General features: G+C 35.9%; 26 protein-coding genes and 1 tRNA gene. 26 read left to right on the top strand and 1 reads right to left on the bottom strand.

Features of this window, described 5'->3' with window-relative positions; translation table 11 throughout:
• Positions 1-47 precede the first annotated feature (47 nt).
• From dnaX to proC, 12 genes are all read left to right on the top strand, one after another.
• A complete protein-coding gene (gene dnaX, locus K5Q12_RS00940; RefSeq protein WP_220741892.1) occupies positions 48-1,817 on the top strand; it encodes a DNA polymerase III subunit gamma/tau in 1,770 nt (589 codons plus the stop codon).
• Positions 1,818-1,858: 41 nt separating this feature from the next.
• Positions 1,859-2,464, top strand: a complete 606-nt coding sequence (gene recR, locus K5Q12_RS00935; RefSeq protein WP_220741891.1) for a recombination mediator RecR — start codon at positions 1,859-1,861, stop codon at positions 2,462-2,464.
• A complete protein-coding gene (locus tag K5Q12_RS00930; protein ID WP_220741890.1) occupies positions 2,461-2,721 on the top strand; it encodes a YaaL family protein in 261 nt (86 codons plus the stop codon). Before recR ends, K5Q12_RS00930 begins: the two co-directional genes overlap by 4 nt.
• 29 nt (positions 2,722-2,750) lie before the next feature.
• Positions 2,751-3,401 (top strand): dTMP kinase, encoded by a 651-nt coding sequence (tmk, locus tag K5Q12_RS00925; protein WP_220741889.1) that lies wholly within the window; start codon positions 2,751-2,753, stop codon positions 3,399-3,401.
• Positions 3,398-3,727, top strand: coding sequence for a cyclic di-AMP receptor DarA (gene darA / locus K5Q12_RS00920; RefSeq protein WP_220741888.1), 330 nt, complete (start codon positions 3,398-3,400; stop codon positions 3,725-3,727). Before tmk ends, darA begins: the two co-directional genes overlap by 4 nt.
• A 5-nt stretch (positions 3,728-3,732) precedes the next feature.
• The gene (locus K5Q12_RS00915) at positions 3,733-4,665 is read left to right on the top strand and encodes a DNA polymerase III delta subunit-related protein (RefSeq protein WP_220741887.1); all 933 of its coding nucleotides are present in this window, start codon (positions 3,733-3,735) and stop codon (positions 4,663-4,665) included.
• 1 nt (position 4,666) lies between these two features.
• Entirely contained in the window at positions 4,667-5,542 is an 876-nt protein-coding gene (gene rsmI / locus K5Q12_RS00910; protein WP_220741886.1) for a 16S rRNA (cytidine(1402)-2'-O)-methyltransferase, read from the top strand.
• A 41-nt stretch (positions 5,543-5,583) separates the two neighbouring features.
• Positions 5,584-6,315 carry an acyl-[acyl-carrier-protein] thioesterase gene (locus K5Q12_RS00905; RefSeq protein ID WP_220741885.1) on the top strand — a complete coding sequence of 244 codons (732 nt, stop codon included), beginning with the start codon at positions 5,584-5,586 and terminating at the stop codon, positions 6,313-6,315.
• A gap of 46 nt (positions 6,316-6,361) precedes the next feature.
• A complete protein-coding gene (gene galE / locus K5Q12_RS00900; protein WP_220741884.1) occupies positions 6,362-7,354 on the top strand; it encodes a UDP-glucose 4-epimerase GalE in 993 nt (330 codons plus the stop codon).
• Between the two features lie 315 nt (positions 7,355-7,669).
• A tRNA-Lys gene (locus K5Q12_RS00895) sits at positions 7,670-7,742 on the top strand.
• A 129-nt stretch (positions 7,743-7,871) separates the two neighbouring features.
• Positions 7,872-8,513, top strand: a complete 642-nt coding sequence (locus K5Q12_RS00890) for a deoxynucleoside kinase (protein WP_220741883.1) — start codon at positions 7,872-7,874, stop codon at positions 8,511-8,513.
• Between the two features lie 56 nt (positions 8,514-8,569).
• Positions 8,570-9,337 (top strand): pyrroline-5-carboxylate reductase, encoded by a 768-nt coding sequence (gene proC, locus K5Q12_RS00885; protein WP_220741882.1) that lies wholly within the window; start codon positions 8,570-8,572, stop codon positions 9,335-9,337.
• A 32-nt stretch (positions 9,338-9,369) separates the two neighbouring features.
• Here the strand turns inward: proC and K5Q12_RS00880 are convergent, their stop codons facing one another.
• Entirely contained in the window at positions 9,370-10,599 is a 1,230-nt protein-coding gene (locus K5Q12_RS00880) for an aminopeptidase (RefSeq protein ID WP_220741881.1), read from the bottom strand.
• Positions 10,600-10,758: 159 nt separating this feature from the next.
• On the opposite strand from K5Q12_RS00880, the gene K5Q12_RS00875 reads away from it, so the two are divergent.
• The 14 genes from K5Q12_RS00875 (at position 10,759) to leuD (ending at position 24,737) form a co-directional block, all read left to right on the top strand.
• Entirely contained in the window at positions 10,759-11,496 is a 738-nt protein-coding gene (locus tag K5Q12_RS00875; protein WP_220741880.1) for a GH25 family lysozyme, read from the top strand.
• On the top strand, positions 11,493-12,500 hold the full coding sequence (locus K5Q12_RS00870; protein ID WP_220741879.1) for a Gfo/Idh/MocA family protein: 1,008 nt from the start codon (positions 11,493-11,495) through the stop codon (positions 12,498-12,500). The genes K5Q12_RS00875 and K5Q12_RS00870 overlap by 4 nt, the downstream gene beginning before the upstream one ends.
• Positions 12,501-12,503: 3 nt before the next feature.
• A complete protein-coding gene (locus tag K5Q12_RS00865; protein ID WP_220741878.1) occupies positions 12,504-13,769 on the top strand; it encodes a DEAD/DEAH box helicase in 1,266 nt (421 codons plus the stop codon).
• Between the two features lie 256 nt (positions 13,770-14,025).
• A complete protein-coding gene (locus K5Q12_RS00860; protein WP_220741877.1) occupies positions 14,026-14,886 on the top strand; it encodes a helix-turn-helix domain-containing protein in 861 nt (286 codons plus the stop codon).
• Complete coding sequence (gene sufC, locus K5Q12_RS00855) at positions 14,867-15,649, top strand: Fe-S cluster assembly ATPase SufC (protein ID WP_220741876.1); 783 nt, start codon at positions 14,867-14,869, stop codon at positions 15,647-15,649. The genes K5Q12_RS00860 and sufC overlap by 20 nt, the downstream gene beginning before the upstream one ends.
• Positions 15,650-15,669: 20 nt before the next feature.
• Positions 15,670-16,842: a Fe-S cluster assembly protein SufD gene (gene sufD, locus K5Q12_RS00850; RefSeq protein WP_220741875.1), complete on the top strand. Its 1,173-nt coding sequence runs from the start codon at positions 15,670-15,672 to the stop codon at positions 16,840-16,842.
• Positions 16,829-18,052 carry a cysteine desulfurase gene (locus K5Q12_RS00845; protein WP_220741874.1) on the top strand — a complete coding sequence of 408 codons (1,224 nt, stop codon included), beginning with the start codon at positions 16,829-16,831 and terminating at the stop codon, positions 18,050-18,052. Before sufD ends, K5Q12_RS00845 begins: the two co-directional genes overlap by 14 nt.
• Positions 18,039-18,470 carry a Fe-S cluster assembly sulfur transfer protein SufU gene (gene sufU, locus K5Q12_RS00840; protein WP_220741873.1) on the top strand — a complete coding sequence of 144 codons (432 nt, stop codon included), beginning with the start codon at positions 18,039-18,041 and terminating at the stop codon, positions 18,468-18,470. Before K5Q12_RS00845 ends, sufU begins: the two co-directional genes overlap by 14 nt.
• A gap of 12 nt (positions 18,471-18,482) precedes the next feature.
• A complete protein-coding gene (gene sufB, locus K5Q12_RS00835; RefSeq protein ID WP_220741872.1) occupies positions 18,483-19,913 on the top strand; it encodes a Fe-S cluster assembly protein SufB in 1,431 nt (476 codons plus the stop codon).
• A 1-nt stretch (position 19,914) separates the two neighbouring features.
• Entirely contained in the window at positions 19,915-20,217 is a 303-nt protein-coding gene (locus tag K5Q12_RS00830; protein ID WP_220741871.1) for a metal-sulfur cluster assembly factor, read from the top strand.
• A gap of 300 nt (positions 20,218-20,517) precedes the next feature.
• On the top strand, positions 20,518-21,690 hold the full coding sequence (locus K5Q12_RS00825) for a 2-isopropylmalate synthase (protein ID WP_220741870.1): 1,173 nt from the start codon (positions 20,518-20,520) through the stop codon (positions 21,688-21,690).
• Positions 21,687-22,766, top strand: coding sequence for a 3-isopropylmalate dehydrogenase (gene leuB, locus K5Q12_RS00820; RefSeq protein WP_220741869.1), 1,080 nt, complete (start codon positions 21,687-21,689; stop codon positions 22,764-22,766). Before K5Q12_RS00825 ends, leuB begins: the two co-directional genes overlap by 4 nt.
• Positions 22,763-24,139 carry a 3-isopropylmalate dehydratase large subunit gene (leuC, locus tag K5Q12_RS00815; RefSeq protein ID WP_220741868.1) on the top strand — a complete coding sequence of 459 codons (1,377 nt, stop codon included), beginning with the start codon at positions 22,763-22,765 and terminating at the stop codon, positions 24,137-24,139. The genes leuB and leuC overlap by 4 nt, the downstream gene beginning before the upstream one ends.
• Positions 24,140-24,152: 13 nt before the next feature.
• On the top strand, positions 24,153-24,737 hold the full coding sequence (gene leuD / locus K5Q12_RS00810; RefSeq protein ID WP_220741867.1) for a 3-isopropylmalate dehydratase small subunit: 585 nt from the start codon (positions 24,153-24,155) through the stop codon (positions 24,735-24,737).
• Positions 24,738-24,741 lie beyond the last annotated feature (4 nt).

The raw sequence follows: 24,741 nt of genomic DNA, 5'->3' as shown, positions 1-24,741 counted from the left end.
AAATACTGAACTTATTGTGAACTATTTTCTATTGGGAGGCGATAACTTTGGCATATCAAGCACTATATCGTGTGTACAGACCGAAAACCTTTGATGATATGGTTGGTCAAGAAGTCATCACCCAAACTTTGAAAAATGCTATTGAAACAGAACAAACTGGGCATGCCTATCTCTTTTCAGGACCGCGAGGGACAGGGAAAACTTCAGCCGCTAAAATTTTTGCTCGTGAAATTAATGGTATTGATCCAGCGACAGAAGATTCTCAAATACCTGATATTATTGAATTTGATGCGGCCTCTAATAGTCGTGTTGAGGACATACGTGATATTTTATCTAATGTCGACTATGCGCCCATTGAATCTAAATTCAAAGTATATATTATTGATGAAGTGCATATGTTATCAAATAGTGCGTTCAATGCACTATTGAAAACACTTGAAGAACCTCCAACAAACGTAAAATTTATTTTAGCCACTACTGAACCACAAAAAGTTCCAGTAACAATTTTGTCTCGCACACAAAGATTTGAATTTAAACGTATTAATGGGCAGACTATACAAAATAGATTAGAAGCTATTTTAAAAAACCAGCAGATCACATTTGATAGTGATGCTTTACGTATTATTGCAAATGTAGCAGAAGGTGGCATGCGTGATGCTTTATCTATTCTTGATCAAGTGATCGCTTTTGGAAATGATAAAGTAACAGTTGAGAATGCTATACAAGTCACAGGTTCAACGACTACTGAACAGCTGGTTAATTACCTAGAAAAAATCGCTGATAATGATACGGCAAGTGCTTTAAACATTTTACATGATATTTTGTTAGACGGAAAAGATGCGCAACGATTTGTAGTTGATATTTTAGGATTGCTACGAGATGTTATGTTATCTTCTGTAGCACCAGAGTTGATTAAATCAACTACACCACTAAAAAAATTGCAAGATGTCGCTCAGAAACTGACTACGCCAATCTTGGAAGAAATGATGGTTGTGTTAGATGACATTCAAAAGCAATTGCTTCAGACAATGCAAAGTGATATCTATTTAGAATTGTTAACTGTTAAGTTGAGCATGTTGTCTGATAAGCAAATTATCATACCAGAAATCAAACAAGCAGAAAAAAATGATTCTCAAGAAAGTAACTTTAAAGTCAATGATAGACCAGCACAAAAAAACATTGAGAAAATTGATTCTGTTAAGTTGGATTCCGAAAAAACAGACGATATTGTATTAAATGAAATCAAACCAGTAGCTGATAATTATGAATATGAAGACAAAGAAGTAGCTTCGTCAACTCGTCAACTCGTTGCTCGTACTGGACAAAAAGCAGTATTTGCTATTTTACAAGAGGCTAAACGTGACACATTAAGTCGTATGAAAGAAAATTGGGCATCATTAGTTGCAACCTTTAATGTGACTCATCAGGCGTTATTAACGATTGCTGAGCCAGTAGCAGCTAGTGAAGAGGGTGTCGTATTAGCTTTTGATTATCCAGCCTTACTCGAACAAGCATTAGACGATGATGAGTTGCAACAACAGTTAACCAAAAATTTGAATGCCAATCAATTACCATCGGAAATTGTTTTAATCTCACAAGATGATTGGAAAGTGACTCGTGCAACATATGTATCCCAACTCAAATCAGGAAACATCAATAAAATTTCACTTGCAGATTTACCGCAAGTGACTCGAAAGATTAGTAAAAAACACATTGAATCTGAAGAGCAACCTACACAAAGTCAGATGTCTGAACCGCCAATTATTTCAGAAGCTAAACTATTATTTGGAGATGATATCGTAACAATTGTTGATTAATTAAGAAAGGACTGGTATTTTACCAGATTAATTAAAATTTTATGGAATATCCAGAACCTATTGCTAAATTAATTGATAGCTACACAAAATTACCAGGAATCGGAGTTAAAACAGCAACTAGATTAGCTTTTTATACTTTAGGAATGTCTGTAGAAGATGTGACTCATTTTTCAAATGCTTTACTATCTGCCAAAAAAGATTTAACTTTCTGTGATATATGTGGCAATATTACGGAAAAAAGTAATAACCCCTGTGCTATTTGTTGTGATCAGTCACGAGATCAAACAACTGTTTTTGTTGTTGAAAATTCTAGAGATGTGATGGCCATGGAGAATACAAGAGACTATCATGGACTGTACCACGTTTTGAATGGTGTGATTTCACCTATAGCAGGGACGGGTCCTGAAGACATTAATTTGCCAAGTTTAATAAGACGATTGTCTGAACATCAAGATATTAATGAAGTAATTGTTGGGACAAATGCGAATGCTGAAGGAGAGGCTACTGCAATGTATCTAGCAAGATTACTAAAACCTGCTGGGATCAAGGTTACAAGATTAGCTCATGGCTTAGCTGTAGGCTCCGATATTGATTATGCTGATCAATTGACGTTAATTAAAGCAGTACAAGGACGAACAGAATTATGATATTTGGAAAAAAGAAGTTAAATTTACGACGAGAATATGATCAATCATTAGTTTTTCAAATAGATAAAGCTAAAATCGATTGGGATACAGCTAAAAATTCTGAAGAAGCATTATTAGATGGCCAGGTTAATGTTAGATTGATACAGGCTCAAACGGCTTTAGCTAAGGCAAAATTTAATTTTTTGTATCGAGAAGCGAGACGACGACATACGATTGGTCATATGCAGACGCATGTCATTAAAACAGACCGTATTTAATAGTTGAAAAGATAAAGAGATAATAAATTATGAATAAATCACTTTTCGTTACGTTTGAAGGACCCGAAGGTGCTGGTAAAACTAGTGTTTTAACAGCACTGATTTCTGAACTTGCATTGGTTTTGGGAGATGACTTAGTTACAACCCGAGAACCTGGTGGCAATCCAATTTCAGAAGCAATTCGTCATATTCTTCAACCAGAAAATGATAATGGTATAGATGATCGAACGGAAGCATTACTATATGCTGCTGCAAGGCGTCAACATTTGGTTGAAATTATCCAACCTGCGCTAACTGCAGGAAAGGTTTTAATTTCGGATCGATATGTTGATAGCTCTTTGGCATACCAAGGTGGTGGGCGCAATCTGGGTGTGGATAACATTTGGAAAATAAATCAGTTTGCAATTGATAATGTGATGCCTGATTTAACGCTATACTTTGATATACCTGTCGAACAAGGATTGGATCGCGTTATGGCCAATCGTCAGGGTAAAATCGATCGTTTAGATAAAGAAGATATATCCTTTCATCAAAAGGTGCGCGAAACATATCTTGCACTTCAAAGTGAATTTTCTGATAGAATTAAAATAATCGATGCAACACAAGCGCTCCCAGATGTCATCTCAGATGCACGAAAGTTGTTGCAAAATGCTCTTGATAGTCGAAAGGAGTCGTTATGAAATTATTGACAGCTATTGTCCAGGACAAGGATACAAACAAACTAAGTAATGCATTTGTCAAAGCAGATATACGTGCGACCCGTCTAACAACGTCTGGTGGTTTTTTGAGATCAGGGAACACAACATTTTTAATTGCCATTGAAGATGAACGTGTCCAATCTGTATTAGATATTATTCAAAAGGTATCACAGAAACGTAAACAATATATGGTACCGCCAATTAACCTAGATGCCGGTGGTGATCATGTCGGTGCTTATCCAATTGAAGTAGAGGTTGGTGGTGCGACTGTTTATACACAAAGTATTGAATCATTTTATCAGTTCTAAATACGATGCAACCAGATTTTTTAAAAACAACTAAAGTATATTATCCAAAAATGATGATGCATTTTGACATGTTGATTACTCAGAATCGATTAAGTCACCTGTATTTATTTATTGGGCCGAGCCAGCCAATTAAGCTGGCTTTTTCACGTTATTTAGCATGGCAAGTTATTGGTCCAACTGAACGTAATGCCATTCGTATTAATGAGAACGACCACCCAGATGTGAAAATTACACAACCTAGTTTACCGAAAAGTGGTTTGAAAAATAATAGAACATGGAAAGTAGACCAAATTCGCGCTTTAAAACCAGAATTTATCACTGTTGCGCGTGAAAGTAATAAAAAAGTTTTCGTTTTTGATAGTGTAGAAACGTTAAAAAGCGAAGCCGGAAATGCATTATTAAAATTTATTGAAGAACCATTTGGACCACAATTGATAATGATGTTTGCCGAAAATGTTAATGAAGTATTACCTACTATTCGCTCTCGAGCACAGATTGTACATTTACAACCAGAATCAGATGTGACTATAGATATAGATTCAGATGATAAAGCATATAAGGAGTGGTCCGATAATACTCTAACTGTGTTATTTAAGTGGTTTGAATTAACGCTGCAGCGTCAGATACAAGCGTTTGTTTATGTGCAAGAAAAGTTAATTGATAATTTGCAAGATGCTCAACAACAAACTATATTTTTAAACTGGTTGCATCAGTTAACGCGAGATATGATTATGTTTGCTCAAGTACCAGAATCACAGTTATATTTTCCAAAATTAGTTGGTCTATATAAAACGTTAGACAAAATCTACTCAAGGGAAAAATTAGTAGCAGTGAGTGATGCCATCTTTAAGGATGATTTTCTGAAAAATTATAATTTGTCATTACAAACACGCCTAGAAAAAATTGTATTAGACGTTGCTAACGTCTTGGGAGAATAAGATGCACAGTCAGAAAAGTTTTGAAGAGCAATCAACAGGCACTTTATTTTTGGTCCCAACACCAATTGGTAATTTAAAAGATATGACACCAAGAGCTGTTGAGATTTTAACACAGGTAGATTTAATTGCTGCTGAAGATACTAGACATACAAAACAATTATTAAATCATTTTGATATTGAAACAAAGCAAACCAGCTTTCATGAACATAATTGGCAGTCAAAAGTACCTAGTTTAATTGAAGCTTTAGAACAGGGTACAATGATCGCTCAAGTGAGTGACGCGGGGATGCCGTCAATTTCTGATCCTGGCAAGGAACTTGTAGCTGAAGCTATTGAGCATAATATTCCAGTTGTTCCAATTCCAGGAGCAACAGCTGGTATTACAGCATTAATTGCAAGTGGTTTGGTGCCACAACCTTTTTATTTTTATGGTTTTTTACAACGCAAAAATAGTGAACAACTAGCAGAACTAGAGAAGTTATCCACCTTCCCAGATACGACTATTTTTTATGAATCACCACATCGGTTGAAACAAACTTTAACTAATTTAAATCATACTTATGGCAGTGATAGAGCTATTGTATTAGCACGAGAATTAACTAAACGCTATGAAGAATTTATTAGAGGGACGATAGGTGAGTTAATGCAATGGTCCAAAGAAAGCGAAATTCGTGGTGAGTTTGTGATAGTGGTGTCTGGTTATCAAGGTGTGGGAAAGTCTCACAATGAAGATGAATTATTAACACTTTCTGTTCATGATGCAGTCGAATATTTAGTCGAAAAAGGTTTAAAACCTAATGCTGCAATTAAACAAATAGCTAAAGAACGTCAACTTGATCGTCAAGCTGTCTATGCTGATTATCACGAACTTATTTAGTTTATTTTGATAATAGTTATGGAAATAAAAAGGAATAAGACATGAATTTATTTGAATTAGAGCGTCGCGTTGAATATTATGAGGCTGATGTGACTGGTAAGTTATCATTACCAATGATTTTAAATTGGGCAGTACTAGCATCAAAAATGCAAAGTGATGCATTAGGAGTGGGTCAATCTGTTCACTTATCACGAGGTCTAGGATGGATCATACTTCAGTATGAGGTAAAAATAATTCGCCGACCAGAAGTAAATGAAGTGATTAAAATTCAAACTAATGCTGCTAAGTATAATCCTTTTTTTGTTCGTAGACCATTTGTCTTTCTTGATCAAAATGATGAAGAAATCATTATTGTGGATTCGATATGGGCAATGATTGATATTGAAAATAGAAAAATGGCTCGGTTACCAGAAGATATCATTGAAAAATATCATGCAGAGCGTGTTAAACAAATTCCACGTATACCGAATCCTGAAAAAATCACGGCAGATGAAGAAACAGTTTTTAAGGATTATCATGTCCGTTATTTAGATATCGATGCGAATCAGCATGTTAATAATTCAAGATATTTTGAGTGGATGCAAGATGTTATCTCGCCTGACTATTTGTTAAAACATGAAATTACATCTATTAATTTAAAATTTGAAAATGAGATTCATATTGGACATACAATTAAATCAGAGGTGTTTTTGAATGGAAATATTAGCAAGCACCGTATTTTAATGGGAGATATTGTGAGTGCCGAGGCTGTGTTCAAGTGGCGTAACTTGTAATTATGGTGTAAACTTAAGATACTATTTCAAAGTAAAGAGGCTTATTATGTCAGTATTAGTACTAGGTGGTGCCGGTTACATTGGCTCACACATGGTCAAAACACTTGTTGAAGCTGGTCGTGAAGTGGTAGTTGTTGATGCTTTGTTTACAGGACATCGTGACGCTGTACACCCCGCGGCCAAGTTTTATCAAGTTGATATTCGCGATAAAGCAGCATTATCGGCAGTATTTGAACAAGAAAATATTGAACAGGTTGTTCATTTTGCTGCTTTTTCAATCGTACCGGAATCAGTAGCAAACCCGCTTAAATATTTTGATAACAATACAAGCGGTATGATAACGTTACTCGAAGTAATGAAAGCACATGATGTTAAGCAGATTGTGTTCTCATCAACAGCAGCAACTTATGGTAATCCTGTCAACATTCCAATTAAGGAAACGGATCCACAAAATCCAATTAACCCTTATGGTGAATCAAAGTTGATGATGGAAAAAATCATGGCTTGGTCTGACCAAGCTGATGGCGTGAAGTGGGTAGCCTTACGTTACTTCAACGTTGCTGGTGCAGCTGAAGATGGCACAATTGGTGAAGACCACAAGCCTGAAACTCATTTAGTGCCTATTATTTTGCAAGCTGGGTTGGGACAACGTGACTATATTGAAATGTTTGGCGATGATTATAAGACACCAGATGGCTTTAATGTTCGTGATTATGTTCATGTCTTAGATTTGGCAGATGCACATATTCGTGCGCTAAAGTATTTGGCAGATGGGCATGATTCTAACCAATTCAATTTAGGGTCAGCAACTGGATTTTCAGTTAAAGAAATGGTTGAAGCTGCACGTGAAGCAACAGGTGTTGACATTCCATCTAAAATAGGACCACGTCGTGCCGGTGACCCAGATATTTTGATTGCTAACTCTGACAAAGCCCGTGATGTGCTTGGTTGGGCGCCAAAATATGATAACGTACAAGACATTATTAAGACGGCTTGGAATTGGCACAAGAGCCATCCAACAGGCTATAATGATAAGTAAATTGCAAACAAAAAGAACAACCTAATGGTTGTTCTTTTATTTGGTTTGACAAGAAAATTAAAAGAGTTTTGACATAAGTTGTTGGCAATAGTGGTTATTTTGTGTGTTGGTTTTTCATGCTCATTGGATCAACTAACAATATCTTTATCCAGTGCGGGTATCGTGTTGTTAATACTTGCGTTCCTTTTGAAATTGTTATATGTGACAAGATTATTTTATGAGCTACGTGATAATTGACAGGCAAACAGTGAATTAAAACTATTGCGCAAAACAAAAATACATGATATACTATATTTTGTTGTGAAAGCGACACATGGACAGTTAGCTCAGTTGGTAGAGCAACGGACTCTTAATCCGTGGGTCCAGGGTTCGAGCCCCTGACTGTCCACTATAAAAACGATACAGTATAATGTATCGTTTTTTTTTTGACAGATTATGATTATTTTACTTCTGAAAAAGGAAAATATATTTGCTATACTAATTAAGAAATAAATTGTTAAGAACAAGGAGATTAGTTATGATTGTATTATCAGGTACTATAGGCGCTGGGAAAACTAGCTTGACAGAAATGTTAGCAAATCACCTAGGGTCAAAAGCTTTTTATGAAAGTGTTGATGATAATCCAATTTTGCCACTCTTCTATGAAAATCCTAAAAAGTATGGCTTTTTACTTCAAATCTATTTTTTAAATAAGCGTTTGTCACAAATTAAAATTGCTCAATCCTCCAATACCAATAATATTTTAGATCGATCAATTTATGAGGATGCCTTGTTATTTCAGTTGACTGCAGATTTGAATCGTGCGACACAGACTGAGGTTGATATTTATAAGTCACTACTTGATAATATGATGGCAGAAATTGAGGGTGTACAAAATCTTAAGAATCCAGATCTCTTGATTCATGTACGTGTTAGTTTTGAAACAATGCTTGAACGTATCAAAAAGAGAGGACGATCATTTGAGCAGATTGACAAAAATCCAGAATTATATGATTATTATAAAGAGTTAAATCGACGTTATGATGAATGGTTTGATAATTACAATCGTTCACCAAAAATTCAAATTGATGGAGACAAGTTTGATTTTGTAACCGATGAACTGGCTCGTGAAAAAGTATTAGATGCTATTGATAGAAAGCTGGCTGACGTCCACAACTAAATTTTTAGAGTTAACTTACAATACCTCATAATTTTTTAATATGAAAGGATGATATGATGACAAAATACGGTTTTCTTGGGACAGGAAATATGGCGAAAGCGATGATAAATGGCTTACTACAGCAGAATATTTTACCCAAAGATATTTTAGTTTCGTCACCAAATTCAGCTGCGCGGTTATCTGATGAATTAGGTGTGATTGCTTTGCCAGCTCAAGAACTTATTAATCAGAGTGATATGGTAATATTAGCATTTCTTCCTAATCAACTTAAAAATATTACGAGCCAGCTTAACTTTAAAAATAGAGTGGTTACCTCAGTTCTTGCTGGTGTGACCCTGCACGAACTATCGCAGGCGATCAATACAACTCAAATTGTCAGGGCATTACCTAATGTCAATGTCAGCTTGAATCAAGGAGTAACAGCTTTAACTAAAACAGAATTAATTTCTAGTAATCAACTCGTAGTCGAGCGATTTTGGTCACTATTGGGGAAACAATATGAGATTGCCGAGGATCAGTTTGCAGTTTTCTCAGCTGTTGCTGGCTCAGCACCTGCTTATGTATTTAAGTTTATTGATGCTCTAGCAAAATCTGGTGCAGATAAGGGATTATCGTTTGAATTGGCAACTGAAATTGTTACGCAAACAGTTATTGGATCGGCTAACACTTTAGCTAATAGTGATAAAACGGCTCAACAATTACAAGATATGGTAGCTTCTCCAGGCGGTTCAACTAGGGCTGGATTAGATGATTTTAACCAACAAAATTTTGATGATGTTGTGGCACATGCCATTCAAGCAACTATTAATCATAAGCATCTTTAAAAAGCGCAAATTATATTTAATTTGCGCTTTTTTTATGCCCAATTGCCCGAACGGAAAACAGGAACAATTTTATCATCTTGAGTGATACCATCAATAGACATATCAGGGGAACCAATCATAAAATCGACATGTACGTCAGATATATTCCAACCACGTTTAGCTAATACTTCTAGTTTATCAGTTTTACCACCACGAATATTTGAAGCATACGCAGCACCAATTGCTAAATGATCTGATGCATTTTCATCAAACAAAGTATTAAAAAATAAAATACCACTTTGAGAAATAGGAGATGCATCAGGAACGAGAGAAACTTCACCTAAGCTATTAGAACCGTCATCAGTATCAATGAGCTGATTTAATGCATCTAATCCTTTGGTTGCATCCGATTTGACAATGCGACCATCTTTGAAATCTAGCTTAATATTTTCAATTAAGTTACCTTGGTAGGATAGCGGTAGAGTAGCCTCAATATGACCGTCAATATGGCGATTATCAGGTGCTGTAAACACTTCTTCTGTTGGCATATTTGGTATAAAAATATTACCTGACTTGTCTTTAGAAATTGCTGCTTCCCAAATATGACCATCTGCAAGACCTATTGTAAAATCTGATCGAGTATTTTTGTAATGCAGTGCTTTGAAGTTTTGAGATGTTAGCCACTCTGCCTTAGTCTGAAGTTTTTTGATATGCTGATTCCAGTTATCTATTGCATCAGAGTGATCATCTATACGAACAGCTTTAAAAATTTCTTCCCAAAGACGTTCAACAGCTTGTTCACCCTTCAAATCTGGGAAAACTTTTTCAGCCCAAGATTGTCCAGCAGCTGCAACTACTAGCCACGATATGTCATCTTTCATTGTGGCTTCTCTTACTCGACTAAGTGCTTTTTGGCTGGCCTTAGTATACATATGTAATTTTTTAGTATCAACAGTAGACAAGCCATCAGGATCTTGAGAAATAAGTGAAATTCTTGAAGCATAATTGTCCATCAGTTGATTAGCTTTTTGTACTTCATAGTCTGGGATGTTTTCCAAACGTTCAGTTGGTGCATATGTTAGAAATGATTTTGTAACAGATTGGTCTGACCATTCTAAGATCACTTCTTTAGCACCTGCTTTATAAGCTTCATCGACAATCTTGCGTGCAAAATGAGCTTCATCTACAGCAGCATACAAAATGATTGTTTGTCCAGGCTGTACGTTAACACCACGCTTAACAATTAAGGATGCATATTGATTTAGTTTAGAATCTAAAGTCATAATTATTTATGTCAGTTAAAAAACTAACAATTATCTCCTTTTTTAATAATACGCTCATTATCTCATGAATAATAGTTAACTTCAAACAATGATATTTTGTGACATAAGTTTAATCTAATATACGAGCTTTGAACGAATTATTTTTGTATAATGAATATTATGACTAATTTTAGTAATGAAAACTTAAAAGTTAAACTAAATAAAACTTTACCGATTATAACATGGCTACTTATAATCATCGGTATTATAGCAACAGCTATTGTTTGGTTCACTGCCAAACCAATTTATACGGAAACAAGCAGTGCACCGGCTGGGTTTAGCATTCAAGGAGTAGCTATTAATGAGACATCAGGATATGTTGATTACAATAACTTAGCAAGTAACAATATTGATTTTGCGTACCTAAGGGCGACTTCTGGCACGTCCTTTTCTGATGATAGTTATCAATCAAGTTATGATAGGGCAAAAGAAGCAAATCTCAAAGTAGGAACTATTCAGGTTTTTGATTCAGGGGATGATGCAGCTGCTCAAGCTCAATACTTCATCAATAAAATTGGAGATAATATTGGACAATTACCTATAGCCGTTTATGTAACAAGTGATGAAGTGGCAACTCATGCTAGCAAATTGAGACTCGCGTCATTGATTCAAACATTATCTGCACACTATAATAGAGATATAATCATATACACTGTACCCAGCGTGCAAAAAAAGTTGAAATCCACAATAACTAAAACAAAATATTGGTTAATTGAAGACAATACAGATAACAAATCAAAAAGTAATCAATTTATTCAATATAGTGAAGATCACACTATTGGGAAAGGCTTGAAAGCAATTAAAATGCCAACCAGTGTATTTAATGGCAGTGTACAAGAATTTAAGGAGATAAAATGATAAAATTTGGCGTAATTGGAACCAATTGGATTACAAAAATGTTCATAGAAGCAGCTATAGCAACCAAAGATTATGAGTTAGTCAAAGTTTATTCACGTACTATGGCAAAAGGAGAACAATTTTTATCATCCTTATCAATGTCAGCGGATGGGATAGATGTTGTTACGACGTTAAGTGACTTGTACACAGATATTGATGCAGTCTATATTGCCTCACCGAACGCTTTACATTTTGAGCAATCAAAAGCAGCAATTGCAGCTGGTGTTCATGTTATTGTGGAAAAACCTTCGACAAGTAATCCAGAAGAATTTTTAGCTATTGAGCAAGCATTATCAGAACATAAAGATGTGTGTTATTTTGAGGCGGCACGTCACATTCATCAACCAAACTTTAAAATTATGCAACAAACCATGGGAGAATTGTCTTTGGTTCAAGGGGCAACACTTGTTTATCAAAAGTATTCTTCTAGATTTGATGCCTATTTAGCAGGAAAAGAACCAAATGTGTTAACACGAGAATTTAGTGGTGGCGCACTTTACGATTTAGGTGTTTATCCTATTTATGCTGCTATTGCTTTATTTGGCGCCCCACAAGCTGTACAGTATTTACCCACACTATTAGATAATGGTGCTGATGGGAGAGGTGTTGCTAATCTATTTTATGATGACTTTAATGTAACAGTCATTTTTGGAAAAAATGCTAATTCTTATCTATCTAGTGAGATTTACGGACTAAAAGAAACAATTACAACATCTAACATTGCTGAATTAGAAACCGTTACTTATCACGATGGTGAAGGTAATGCGGACGATATTGGCGAACGAATAGATGAAAATCCTATGATTTGCGAAGCTAAAGATTTTGCTGATGTTATTAATGATCCCAATTCTAATTACATAAAATATTCACAGTGGTTCCAACTTGCAAAACAAGTAAATCAAACTTTATTTGATTTACGTTCATCCGCGGGCATAGTTTTCCCAGCAGACCAGAAAGAAAATTAATTAATGGCTATTAGACCAGAATTACAAGAAAAATTTGACCAACAATTTAATGGCAGAACACCAATCCAAGAAGCTGTTTGGGAAAGATTATCAAACGGTGAAAATATCTTTGGATTAGCACCTACAGGAACTGGAAAAACCTTAGCTTTTGTGCTGCCCATATTGTCTAGAATAGATGTTAATGCTAAGAGAACACAAGTATTAATCTTAGCACCAAGCCAAGAACTAGCAATGCAAACGACTGCTGTTGCTAGGGATTGGGGAGCAATTATTGGTGTGAAAGTTACAAGTTTGATTGGCGGTGCAAATGGTCGACGTCAAGCAGATAAAATAAAAAAAGATAAGCCACATATTATAGTTGGTACGCTCGGACGCGTGTTAACAATGGTTGAAGGCGGTGCACTTAAACTCATGGGTGTTTCAACTGTGATTTTTGATGAAGCAGATGCTATGTTAACTGAAGAGCGGCATGAAAGCTTACAAAATTTAGCTGACCAGTTACCTACTACTATCCAAATTGGTTTGTTTTCGGCAACTTCTGGTGTTGACTTAAAATATGTTGCAGATACTTTTCGTCAAGAGGTGAGACCAGTATCAGTTGGTACAGATGCACCTAAATCAATTAGACATGAATTTCAGTATGTCGATCAAAAAGCAAAGGCAAATGTATTAATTCAATTAGCACGTAATAATAAGCAAGCGCTCGTATTTTTTAACACAATTACTGCTTTAGTCAATATGCAAGCAACACTTCGCCATGCCCACGTTAGTGTTATGAGTATTGGTAGTAATGATAAGCGACAAGTCCAGCGAGCAGACGCACTGCGCTTATTTAAAAAAGGAGAAGTTAATTTATTGCTTGTTACTGATGTTGCTGCCAGAGGGTTAGACATTGAAAACTTACCTCTTGTTGTCAATGCTCAATTACCGCAACGTAAAAAAACTTATATTCATCGTACGGGACGCACAGGGCGAATGGGTAAAGAAGGGCGTGTACTAAACTTAGGTAATGATCATGATATTCGAAATTTAAAACGTGAGTTAGGTGAAGATTTTGAGTTAATACGTTCAGTATCAGAGCACACTGAGAACCAATCAAAACCAAGTTCAGAAAAAATTGAAAATAAAAATGTTAGTGCAGATAACAATAAAAGACCTTCACGTCCAACGATAACGTTAGAAACACATGATTTAGAACAGAAATCGCATAAGAAGAAGCGTAAACGTGAAACAAAGGACAAAGGAAAGCCAAAATGGGCAAAGAAGTAAACTACTAGAAATAGTAGTTTTTTTTTATTGACTATTATTAATTAAAGTTGTATTATAAAAACGTTAAAATAATAATTTTCTAATTAAAGGCTAGTATATGTTGATAAATAAATATAACAAAAAACAAGTATTGCTTAACCTACTCATGATAAGTGTGTAGGCATTTTAGTGACTGTCTACTGATTACCATGTAGACGGTTAGGGGAGTTTATAAAATCCTAACTGTAAATCAGTTAGGATTTTTTTGGGGAGAAAAATGGATATTGACATTGATAAATTTGTTAAAGCACGAAAACGAATGAAAATTTCTCAAGTTAAATTGTCAGAGGGAATCTGTACACAGACAACTTTATCTAAATTTGAACGTAATCAGCAGATTCCAGCAATTGATATTGTTGGCGCATTATGTGAGCGACTTGGTTTAACTTTGGATGATGTTTTTTCATTGAGACATTTAGAAATCGATCAGGAAAAATCTTTACTGCAACAAGCTTTAAGAGCAGCTGGTATACAAAATTATGATCTTTTTAAGGGAATAATAACACGTTGCCAAAAACAAACCCTATCTTTCTCGGGATATCAGGCTGTTAATTTATTGTTATATTTTGAATCTGTGGTTTGGTCAGTAAACCTGCCCATAGCCAAAGAAAAGATGCAACTTATTGATGTTAAACACTTAGATGATGACAAAAAATATCTATTTTATGCATTGACAGCTTACTATTATTATTTAACTGGATTTCCCAAACGAGCCAACGAAATAATGTCAGAGTTGTCTTTACGAGAGTATCACATTATATCTGGTGACTATACAGTTTATAGCATGATGGCACTCTACGTTATGACTAATTATCAATGTTTAACTAAAAATAACAGCTTAGCATTATCTACAGCATCCAAAGGAATTAAGTTTTGTCATAAAAATGGTGGAACATTCCTTTTAGAAAATTTATTTTGGGTTATGATTAACTTAAGTAATGCCACATCAAAACCGGACTTCATTAAAAATGAGATGTTAATCAATGCTAGAGTATTGGCTAAGTTACATGGAAATAAAATACTATTAAAAAAATTGAGCAATATAATGGAGAATATAAATGACAACTTTGAAAATTGAAAACTTACATGTTACAGTGGCTGATAAAGAAATTTTAAAAGGGGTAAATTTAATAGTTAAAACTGGCGAAATTCATGCAATTATGGGACCCAATGGTACAGGAAAATCAACATTGTCACAAGCTATTATGGGACATCCTGCTTATCAAGTAACGCAGGGAAGCATATACCTAGATGATAAGAATCTGTCAGAAATGTCTGTAGACGAGCGTGCCAGAGCAGGTCTATTCTTAGCTATGCAATATCCTTCCGAAATACAAGGTGTAACCAACGCAGAATTTATGCGTGCTGCAATTAATGCGCGACGTGATGAGCATAACCAAATTGATATTATGACTTTCATCCGAAAATTAGATGAAAAGCGTGCTTTTTTGTCTATGACGGAAGAAATGGCAGAGCGCTATTTAAACGAAGGTTTCTCAGGTGGTGAGAAAAAACGTAATGAGATTTTGCAGATGATGATGATTGAACCCAAAATTGCTATTTTGGATGAAATTGACTCCGGATTAGATATTGATGCTCTAAAAGTTGTATCACGTGGTGTTAATCATATGCGTTCTGATGATTTTGGCACATTAATGATTACACATTATCAGCGTTTATTAGATTATATTGTGCCGGATTTTGTTCATGTCATGATGGGTGGCAGAATTGTAAAAACTGGTGGTGCCGAGATGGCAAAAAAGCTTGAAGATGAAGGATATGCTGGTTTGCGCGATGAACTTGGATTAGATATTACGTTAACTGATGAAGATGCTGATTAGTTAGTCAATAGAGGATGAATATGAGCAAAACAAACGAGTTACCTATGCCAAAATTTACAAAAGTACGTTATAAAGCTTGGGCGTTAGATAGAATGACCCCAAGTAATGAGAAAACAGAAAATAGCTATTTTCTATCAAACGAACAAGGAATTGAAATTAGTGGCATTTCGACAACGTATTATCAACTTGACCAAGAATTAATTGACCAGGGTGTCATTCTGATGAGTGTTATTGACGCGCAAAAAAAACATTCAGAATTATTTGAGCGTTTACGAGGGCAAGTTGTTTTTGATGAAACCGATCAGTTAACTTATCAAAATGCTCATCAATTTAACACAGGGATTTTTTTATATATACCAAGCCATGTCACAGTGCATGATGTTTTACATTTAACTTTAAATCAGTTAGCGACATCAGAGGCAGATTTTGTGGCACGTATCTTAATATATGTTGGGGATAATGCTTCAGTAAACATACTACAAACCTTAAATACAATTGGCAATAAAGTAACAAAAGCATCAATTGTTGTGGAAGTCATTGCATCAGAATCTTCGAGTGTACAATTTAATAGTATTGATGCGTTAAAAGAAAATACGTCAGCTTACATTAATCGGCAGGCTGATGTTAGAAGTCACGCACAATTGGACTGGCACAATGTGGCATTTAATGATGGTCAAGTGGTGACTAATTTGGTTAGCCAATTGAATGGAGAAAACGCTATATCACATGCCAATGTTATTGCAATAACACATAAAAAACAAACTCAAGGTTTTGTAACCAAAGTTATTAATTATGGACGACATTCTGTAGGGCACATTTTTCAACGTGGCGTAATTTTAAATCGATCAAATTTAATTTTTAATGGTGTTGGAAAAATTATTAAAGGCGCTAAAGGATCGGATGCGCAACAAGAATCACGTGTTTTGATGTTATCTCGGCATGCTCGTGGGGATGCTAATCCGCTACTACTTATCGATGAAAATGATGTGACGGCAGGACATGCTGCATCTGTAGGGCGAATTGATGCTGAGCAATTGTACTACTTGATGAGTCGTGGATTAAGTGAAAAAACAGCACGTAAATTAGTTATTCGAGGATTTATGGGTGATGTATTAGCAAAAATGCCAACAAAAGCTTCTAAACAATATGTTATTCAAGCAATAGAAAGTAAATTGATAGATGAAGATAAATAGGCAAGATTTTCCATTATTAAATCAAAAAATAAATGGGCAGCAACTCATTTATTTTGATAACGCTGCTACGTCTCAGAAACCAAGTGCAGTTATTAAGTCATTAAAATACTATTATGAGAATAATAATGCGAATGTTCATCGGGGTATCTATAGTTTGTCTGAGCGTGCAACATCTCAATATGAAGCATCACGTGATAAGGTAAAAGGCTTTATTAACGCCAAGCATCGAGAAGAAATTATTTTTACACGTGGTACAACAGAAAGTATTAATTGGGTGGCTCAATCATATGGGTTAGCAAACGTCAAAAAGGATGATGAAATAGTCATTTCAATTATGGAGCATCACGCTAATATATTACCGTGGCAACAACTTGCAAAGCAGGTTGGTGCAAAACTAAAATATATTTACTTAAATGATGATTTTACTTTGGATATGGTGGATGCTAAAAATAAAATTACCAGCGCTACTAAAATTGTTGCAATAACACAAGCATCTAATGTTTTAGGGGTTATCAATCCGATTAAAACTTTATCAAAATTAGCACATGATAATGGTGCCGTGATTGTTGTAGATGGCGCACAGTCTGTACCGCACATGCTAGTTAATGTTGTTGACTTGGATGCAGATTTTTTTGCTTTTTCTGCTCATAAGATGATGGGGCCAACAGGTATTGGAGTTTTATACGGTAAACGCGATTTGTTAGAGACAATGACACCTTTAGAACTTGGTGGTGAAATGATCGAATATGTGACAGAGCAATCAGCAACATTCCAATCATTACCTTGGCGCTTCGAGGCAGGAACACCCAATATTGCTGGTGCAGTAGGTCTTGGTGCTGCAATAGATTATATTCAATTAGTTGGCATGTCTAATATAAGCACTTATGAGAGTGAGTTGACCAAATATGCACTAACCAAGTTAAAAGTAATTAAAGGTATTCAAATTTATGGACCAAGAAACGAAGACCAGGCTAATATTATTAGTTTTAAGTTATCTGGCGTGCATGCGCATGATGTAGCTACGGCGCTTGATCAAGAAGGGATAGCAGTCAGAGCGGGCCACCATTGTGCGCAACCTTTAATGCAATATTTAAATATTAAATCAACAGTTCGTGTCAGTATTGCATCATACAATACAAAAGCAGAAATTGATCAATTGGTAACCGTGTTAAAAGGAATACAGGACTATTTTCAATATGACTTTACATAATTTAGACAATTTATATCGTCAAGCAGTGATGGAACACGCTAAGTATCCACATCATCATGCGCCAGTTACTGAAAAGGATAAGCATCAGATACAAAAATTTAATCCAACATGCGGTGATATGATTAGTCTTGCTGTGACTGTTGATGATGACAGAATTATCGACTGTCATTTTGATGGTGATGGTTGTGCGATTGCTATTGCATCTTGTTCAATGATGACGGATATCATGATTGGCAAGACAATTTCACAATCTCAAGAACTCATGAGAATGTTTTCAGCTATGACAATGGGTGAAAATATTAATTTTGACGCAATAGGAGAGGCACAACTACTAGCAGGTGTCACTAAGTTTCCAACCCGTATTAAATGTGCTACTTTATCTTGGCATGCTTTGGACGACTTATTAGCCCATTACTAAAAAGGAGTGAAGATGGAAATTGATCGTAGAGAAGCTTTAAATAGAACAAAAGAAGCTATAAAAATAGAAAAAAAAGATGAATTGGGCACCCAGGACGACTATGAAGCCGTTTTTTCAACAGGGCGTGGTATCAATGAAGATATTATTCGCAAAATATCTGCAGAAAAAAAAGAACCAGAGTGGATGTTAAATTATCGGTTACGTGCATATCAAACTTACTTAGACATGCCGATGCAAACTTGGGGTCCAGATCTAAGTGACATTAATTTTGATGAGATATATTATTACAATAAGCCAACACATGAGAAGTATCGTGACTGGAATGATGTACCAGATACTTTGAAACAAACTTTTGAACGATTGGGTGTGCCAGAGGCTGAGAGACGATGGTTGGCTGGTTCATCAGCGCAATACGAATCGGAAGTGGTTTATCATCGGATGAAAGCTGAATTTGAAAAAACAGGTATCGTATTCACGGATACAGATACCGCAGTACAAGAATATCCAGAATTAGTGAAAGCTTATTTTGGTTCGTTAGTAAAGCCCACAAATAATAAATTAGCGGCTTTGAATGCGGCAGTATGGTCAGGTGGCACTTTTATCTATGTGCCAAAAGGTGTCCACGTCACTACGCCCATTCAATCTTATTTCAGAATTAATACGGCTAATGAAGGACAGTTTGAGCGCACACTAATTATTGTTGATGAGGGGGCGCACGTTGATTATGTTGAAGGATGTTCGGCACCAATGTATTCTGGTGATGCATTGCATGCGGCCGTAGTGGAAGTGATTGTTAAAAAAGACGGCTATTGCCGATATACAACCATTCAAAACTGGTCAAATAACGTTTATTCTTTAGAAACTAAGCGTGCTGCCGCACATGAAAATGCCACAATGGAGTGGGTGGATGGCAATTTTGGCTCAAAAACAACCATGAAGTATCCATCAGTTTATTTGGAAGGTGAAGGGGCGCGAGGGACAATGTTGTCAATTGCTGTAGCTGGAGAGGGGGTAACTTTAGATTCCGGGGCACAGATGATTCACAATGCCAAAAAAACGTCATCGTCAATCATTTCAAAATCAATAGCACATGCTGGTGGTTCAACAGACTATCGGGGTACTATCAAATTTGGTCGTGAATCAGATGGTTCATTTGCTCATGTTGAGTGTGACACAATCTTGATGGATGATCAATCATCGGCTGACACGATTCCTTATAATACAATTCTAAATGGCAATGTTTCTATGGAACATGAAGCTAAGGTTTCAAGAGTATCTGAAGAACAATTATATTATTTAACAAGTCGAGGGATTACACCTGAAAAAGCGACAGAAATGATTGTTATGGGTTTTGTGGAACCCTTTACTAAGGAACTACCTATGGAGTATGCAGTCGAATTAAATCGATTAATGAAATTTGAAATGGTTGGATCAGTGGGATAATATGGCAAAAATTGAAGACAACATTATGTCACAATTAGAAATGGTGATCGATCCCGAATTACAAATCGATATTGTTAATTTGGGTTTAATTAACTATGTAAATTACGATGGCGAAGGACATGCAGTGGTTAATATGACATTGACTACCATGGGCTGTCCGCTAACTGGTGTTTTGGAAGAAATGATTAATGATGCTTTGAAAATTTTGCCAGAAATTAATGCAGTAGCGATTGAATTACAGTGGGATCCGGCTTGGACCATAGATCGCATGTCACGTTATGCACGTATGGCTTTAGGGATTTGAATCAGTTTATATAAATTTGGCATATTTCTAGATTTGACATTGACCTATAATGCTAAAAGTAATATGATAAATTTATTAAATATAGAGGAAGTTAATCACATGAAGAGTTATGCAATTTCACAAATTAATATTAATAATGCAGCCCTCCTCCTCAACTTGTTCAGTCAGTCCTAACAAGTTGAGCTTTTACAGCTGGTTGTTAGGTCATTACCTAACGACTAGCGAATAAGGATGTGTGTTAAATCCCGAACCAGTCGTGACGATTGGTTCGGGATTTTTTATTTTTTTAAGGAGATGGTGATGATGGAAAAGATTACATTTTACGACACAACGATGAGAGATGGTGAACAAACTATTGGCGTTAATTTCTCAATTGAAGATAAAGTTCAAATAGCTAAAGCATTAGAAAATTATGGCATTTCCGCAATTGAAGCTGGTTTTCCAGCAGCTTCTGATCAAGATTATGAAGGGGTACAACAAGTTTCACTTGCAGTTAAAAATGCTAGTGTTGTTGGATTAGCAAGAATGGTTCGGAAGGATATTGATGCAGTTATTAAGTCAACCCAATCTGCACAGCACCCGATGATTCATATTTTTATTGCCACATCTCCCATTCATAGAGAATATAAGTTGCATATGACAAAAAAAGAGATTATTAACAAAGTAATTGAAGAGGTAACTTATACTAAACAATTTATGAATGAAATTGTTTTCTCACCAGAAGATGCAACAAGAACGGAATATCATTTTTTGGCAGAAATTATTCAGGTGGCAATTGATTGTGGAGCAACTATGATTAATTTACCTGATACCGTTGGTTATACAACACCCGAAGAATACGGAGAAATGTTTGACTATCTTAAATCACACGTTAAAAATTTTGATCAAGTCAGATGGTCAACACATACACATAATGATTTAGGTATGGCAACGGCAAATGCTCTAGCAGGGATTGCGCATGGTGCAACAGAGATTCAAGGGACTATTAATGGAATTGGTGAACGTGCTGGAAACGTTGATATTATTGAAGCTGCAGCGGCGATTCATGTAAGAAAACAAAAGTTTGATAAGCAAACAATGATTAGTTTAAAGCAGTCAAAAAAGATATCAGATATGGTGTCGAGCAAAACAAATATGCCAATAGCTGATAATAAGCCAGTTACTGGACGTAATGCTTTTGCTCATGAATCAGGGATTCATCAAGATGGTTACTTGAAAAGACCAGAAACATATGAAATTTTGAGTCCAGAGAGTGTGGGTGCCACAGCATCATTACCGCTAGGAAAACTATCTGGATCTCATGCAATTATGGTTAAATTGTCAGAAATGGGCTATTCAATTTCACGAGATGATATGGCGTATATTTTACCTATTTTTAAAAAAATTGCTGAGAAAACAAATATTGTTTCCGATGATGAAATCAAAAAAATGATGCAGAATTTTTGGTCGGAAAAGGTGGTTAAAAACGTATGAGTGAGATAAAAAAAATTGCAGTTTTAAAAGGGGACTACATTGGACCGGAAATTATGGATGCAGGACTATCAGTATTAGCTGCAGTGACCCAAAATACTGATTTTAATTACGAGTTGATTGATTTGCCTTTTGGCGGGGATGGTATTGATCGTTGTAATGATCCGCTACCTAGATCAACTGTTGAGAAGGCCAAAGAATCAGATGCCATTTTATTGAGTGCAATCGGTGGACCCAAATGGGACAATGCGGCAAAAAGACCAGAACAAGGTCTGTTAGAAATTAGATCAGAATTGAATTTATTTGCTAATGTGCGACCGACTAAAGTGAGTCAAATTCAGCTTGAACGTTCACCATTGAAAGCCGACATCATTGACCATACGGATTTTGTGATTGTTAGAGAACTAACTTCTGGTGCCTATTTTGGCAAACCACGTGCATTAACAACAACAAATGCCATTGACACGATGTATTATAGCGTTGAAGAAATTGAAAGGATCATGCATGTAGGATTTAAAATGGCTGCTCGACGGAAAAAACATGTCACAATTGTCGATAAATCAAACGTACTTGCGACCTCAAAATTATGGCGACAGGTGGGACAAAGCATTGCAAAGCGGTATCCAGATGTTACAGTTGATTATTATTATGTGGATGCAATGTCTATGGCAATCATACGTGAACCAAACAGTTTTGACGTTGTGATTACACCAAATCTGTTTGGCGATATTCTCAGTGATGAAGCAGCTCAAATTGCAGGTTCAATTGGTCAAATTCCTTCTATGTCAATTGGTAGCGAAGGACCTAATTTATACGAACCTATTCATGGATCTGCACCAGATATTGCTGGGAAAGGGATAGCCAATCCTATTTCGATGATTAATACGGTGGCAATGATGTTAGCTGAGAGTTTTAATGAACAAGAAATGGCGCAAGAAATTAGAAAAGCTGTTGCACATGTTATGACAAAGCGTATTAGTACACCTGATATGGGGGGGAAAGATACCACCAAAACAGTAACAGACAACATTGTGTCGTATATTAACGAACATACATTACAAAAGGTTACTATGAAATGAGCAAAACATTATTTGATAAAATTTGGGAAAAGCATGTTATCACAGGTGAAGTTGGTGAAGCACAACTTATTTATGTTGACCTACACCTTATTCATGAAGTCACATCACCACAACCTTTTGAAGGATTAAGAAGTAGTCATAGAGGACTCAGACGACCTGATCTTACTTTTGCCACAATGGATCATAACGTCCCCACAAAAGATATTTTCAATGTACAAGATCAGATGTCACGTTTACAGATGGCAACATTAGAAAAAAATACCAAGGAGTTCGGGGTGCCATTAGCATCTATTGGAGATGATAAACAAGGGATTGTGCACGTTGTAGGACCAGAACGTGGGTTAACACAGCCCGCAAAAGTAATTGTTTGTGGTGATTCACACACAGCAACTCACGGTGCATTTGGTGCCATTGCATTTGGTATTGGGACGTCTGAGGTTGAACATGTTATGGCTACCCAAACTATTTGGCAAGTGAAACCAAAAACGATGGGGATTAAAATAATAGGTCAGTTACCGAAAAATATCTATGCGAAAGATATTATTATGGGTATCATTGCTAAGCATGGTGTATCGTTTGGAACCGGTTATGCTATTGAATTTTATGGAGAAGTGATTGAACAATTATCAATGGCATCGCGTATGACAATTTGCAACATGTCTATTGAAGCAGGATCCAAAACAGGAATGGTTCGACCAGATCAAGTAACTTTTGATTACATTAAAGGGAGAGAATTTGCGCCTAAACATTTTGAAGAAGCAAAAGTTTATTGGCAAGAATTTTATACAGATGATGAATCTGCTTTTGACAAACAAATCGTGTTTGATGTAACAAATCTCAAACCAATGGTAACTTGGGGAACAAATCCAGGAATGACAACACCAGTTGACCAAGTGTTACCGGAAATTTCTAATGACAATGATAGAGTAGCGTATGATTACATCGGATTAAAACCAGGTATTAAAGTTAGAGATGTGCCGTTAGATTACATATTTATTGGGTCATGTACAAATAGTCGATATGAAGACTTAGAAATTGCAGCCAATATTATGAAAGGGCATCATTTGGCAGATAATATTACGGCTTGGATTGTGCCAGGGAGTCGTGCTATTAGAAACAAATCAATCAAAACAGGTATTGCAAAAATATTTGAAGATGCTGGCTGTGAATGGCGTGAGCCAGGATGTTCTGCCTGTCTAGCTATGAATCCAGATAAAATTCCATCTGGTAAGCATGTTGCCTCAACATCCAATCGTAATTTTGTGGGCCGTCAAGGTGCTGGATCTCGGACACATTTGGCATCACCAGCAATGGTTGCTGCTGCTGGGATTGCTGGTCATTTCATTGATATCACCGTTGAAACATTAGATTAGAGGTAGAACACTTATGGAAGCTTTTATTAAGCAAACAGGTCGGGCAGTTGTTATTCCCAATGATAGTATTAATACCGATATTATTTTGCCAAAACAATTTTTGAAAAATATTTTAAAGACAGGATTTGGTAAACACTTGTTTTATGATTGGCGTTACCAAGATGATGGGTCTCTTAATACAGAATTTGAATTGAATAAACTTGAGCATGCTGGTGCTAGTATTTTAATTACTGGGAATAATTTTGGGTCTGGTTCCTCCAGAGAACACGCTGTGTGGGCATTAACGGATTATGGGTTCCGAGCAGTTATTGGTGGTAGTTTTTCAGATATTTTTTATATGAATGCAACTAAAAATGGCTTACTGCCTATCGTTTTGTCTGAGGAAGAAAGAACGATTTTAAGACAGATTAGAGCTGATGAATCTGTCACAATTGACCTACCTGAGCAAGTAGTTCATTTTAGGCAATATCACTTTCACTTTGATATTAACCAACAATGGAAAGAAAAATTTATTAGTGGTGAAGATGATATCGACGTAACAATGAAGTATGAAGATCAAATTACGATTTTTGAACATAATAGACCAAATTTTGGATAGAGGA

The sequence above is a fragment of the Leuconostoc palmae genome (genome assembly GCF_019656075.1).
Taxonomy (GTDB): Bacteria; Bacillota; Bacilli; order Lactobacillales; family Lactobacillaceae; genus Leuconostoc; species Leuconostoc palmae.
The sequence above is the reverse complement of the archived record's forward strand: the minus strand, read 5'-3'. Positions and strand labels throughout refer to the sequence as shown.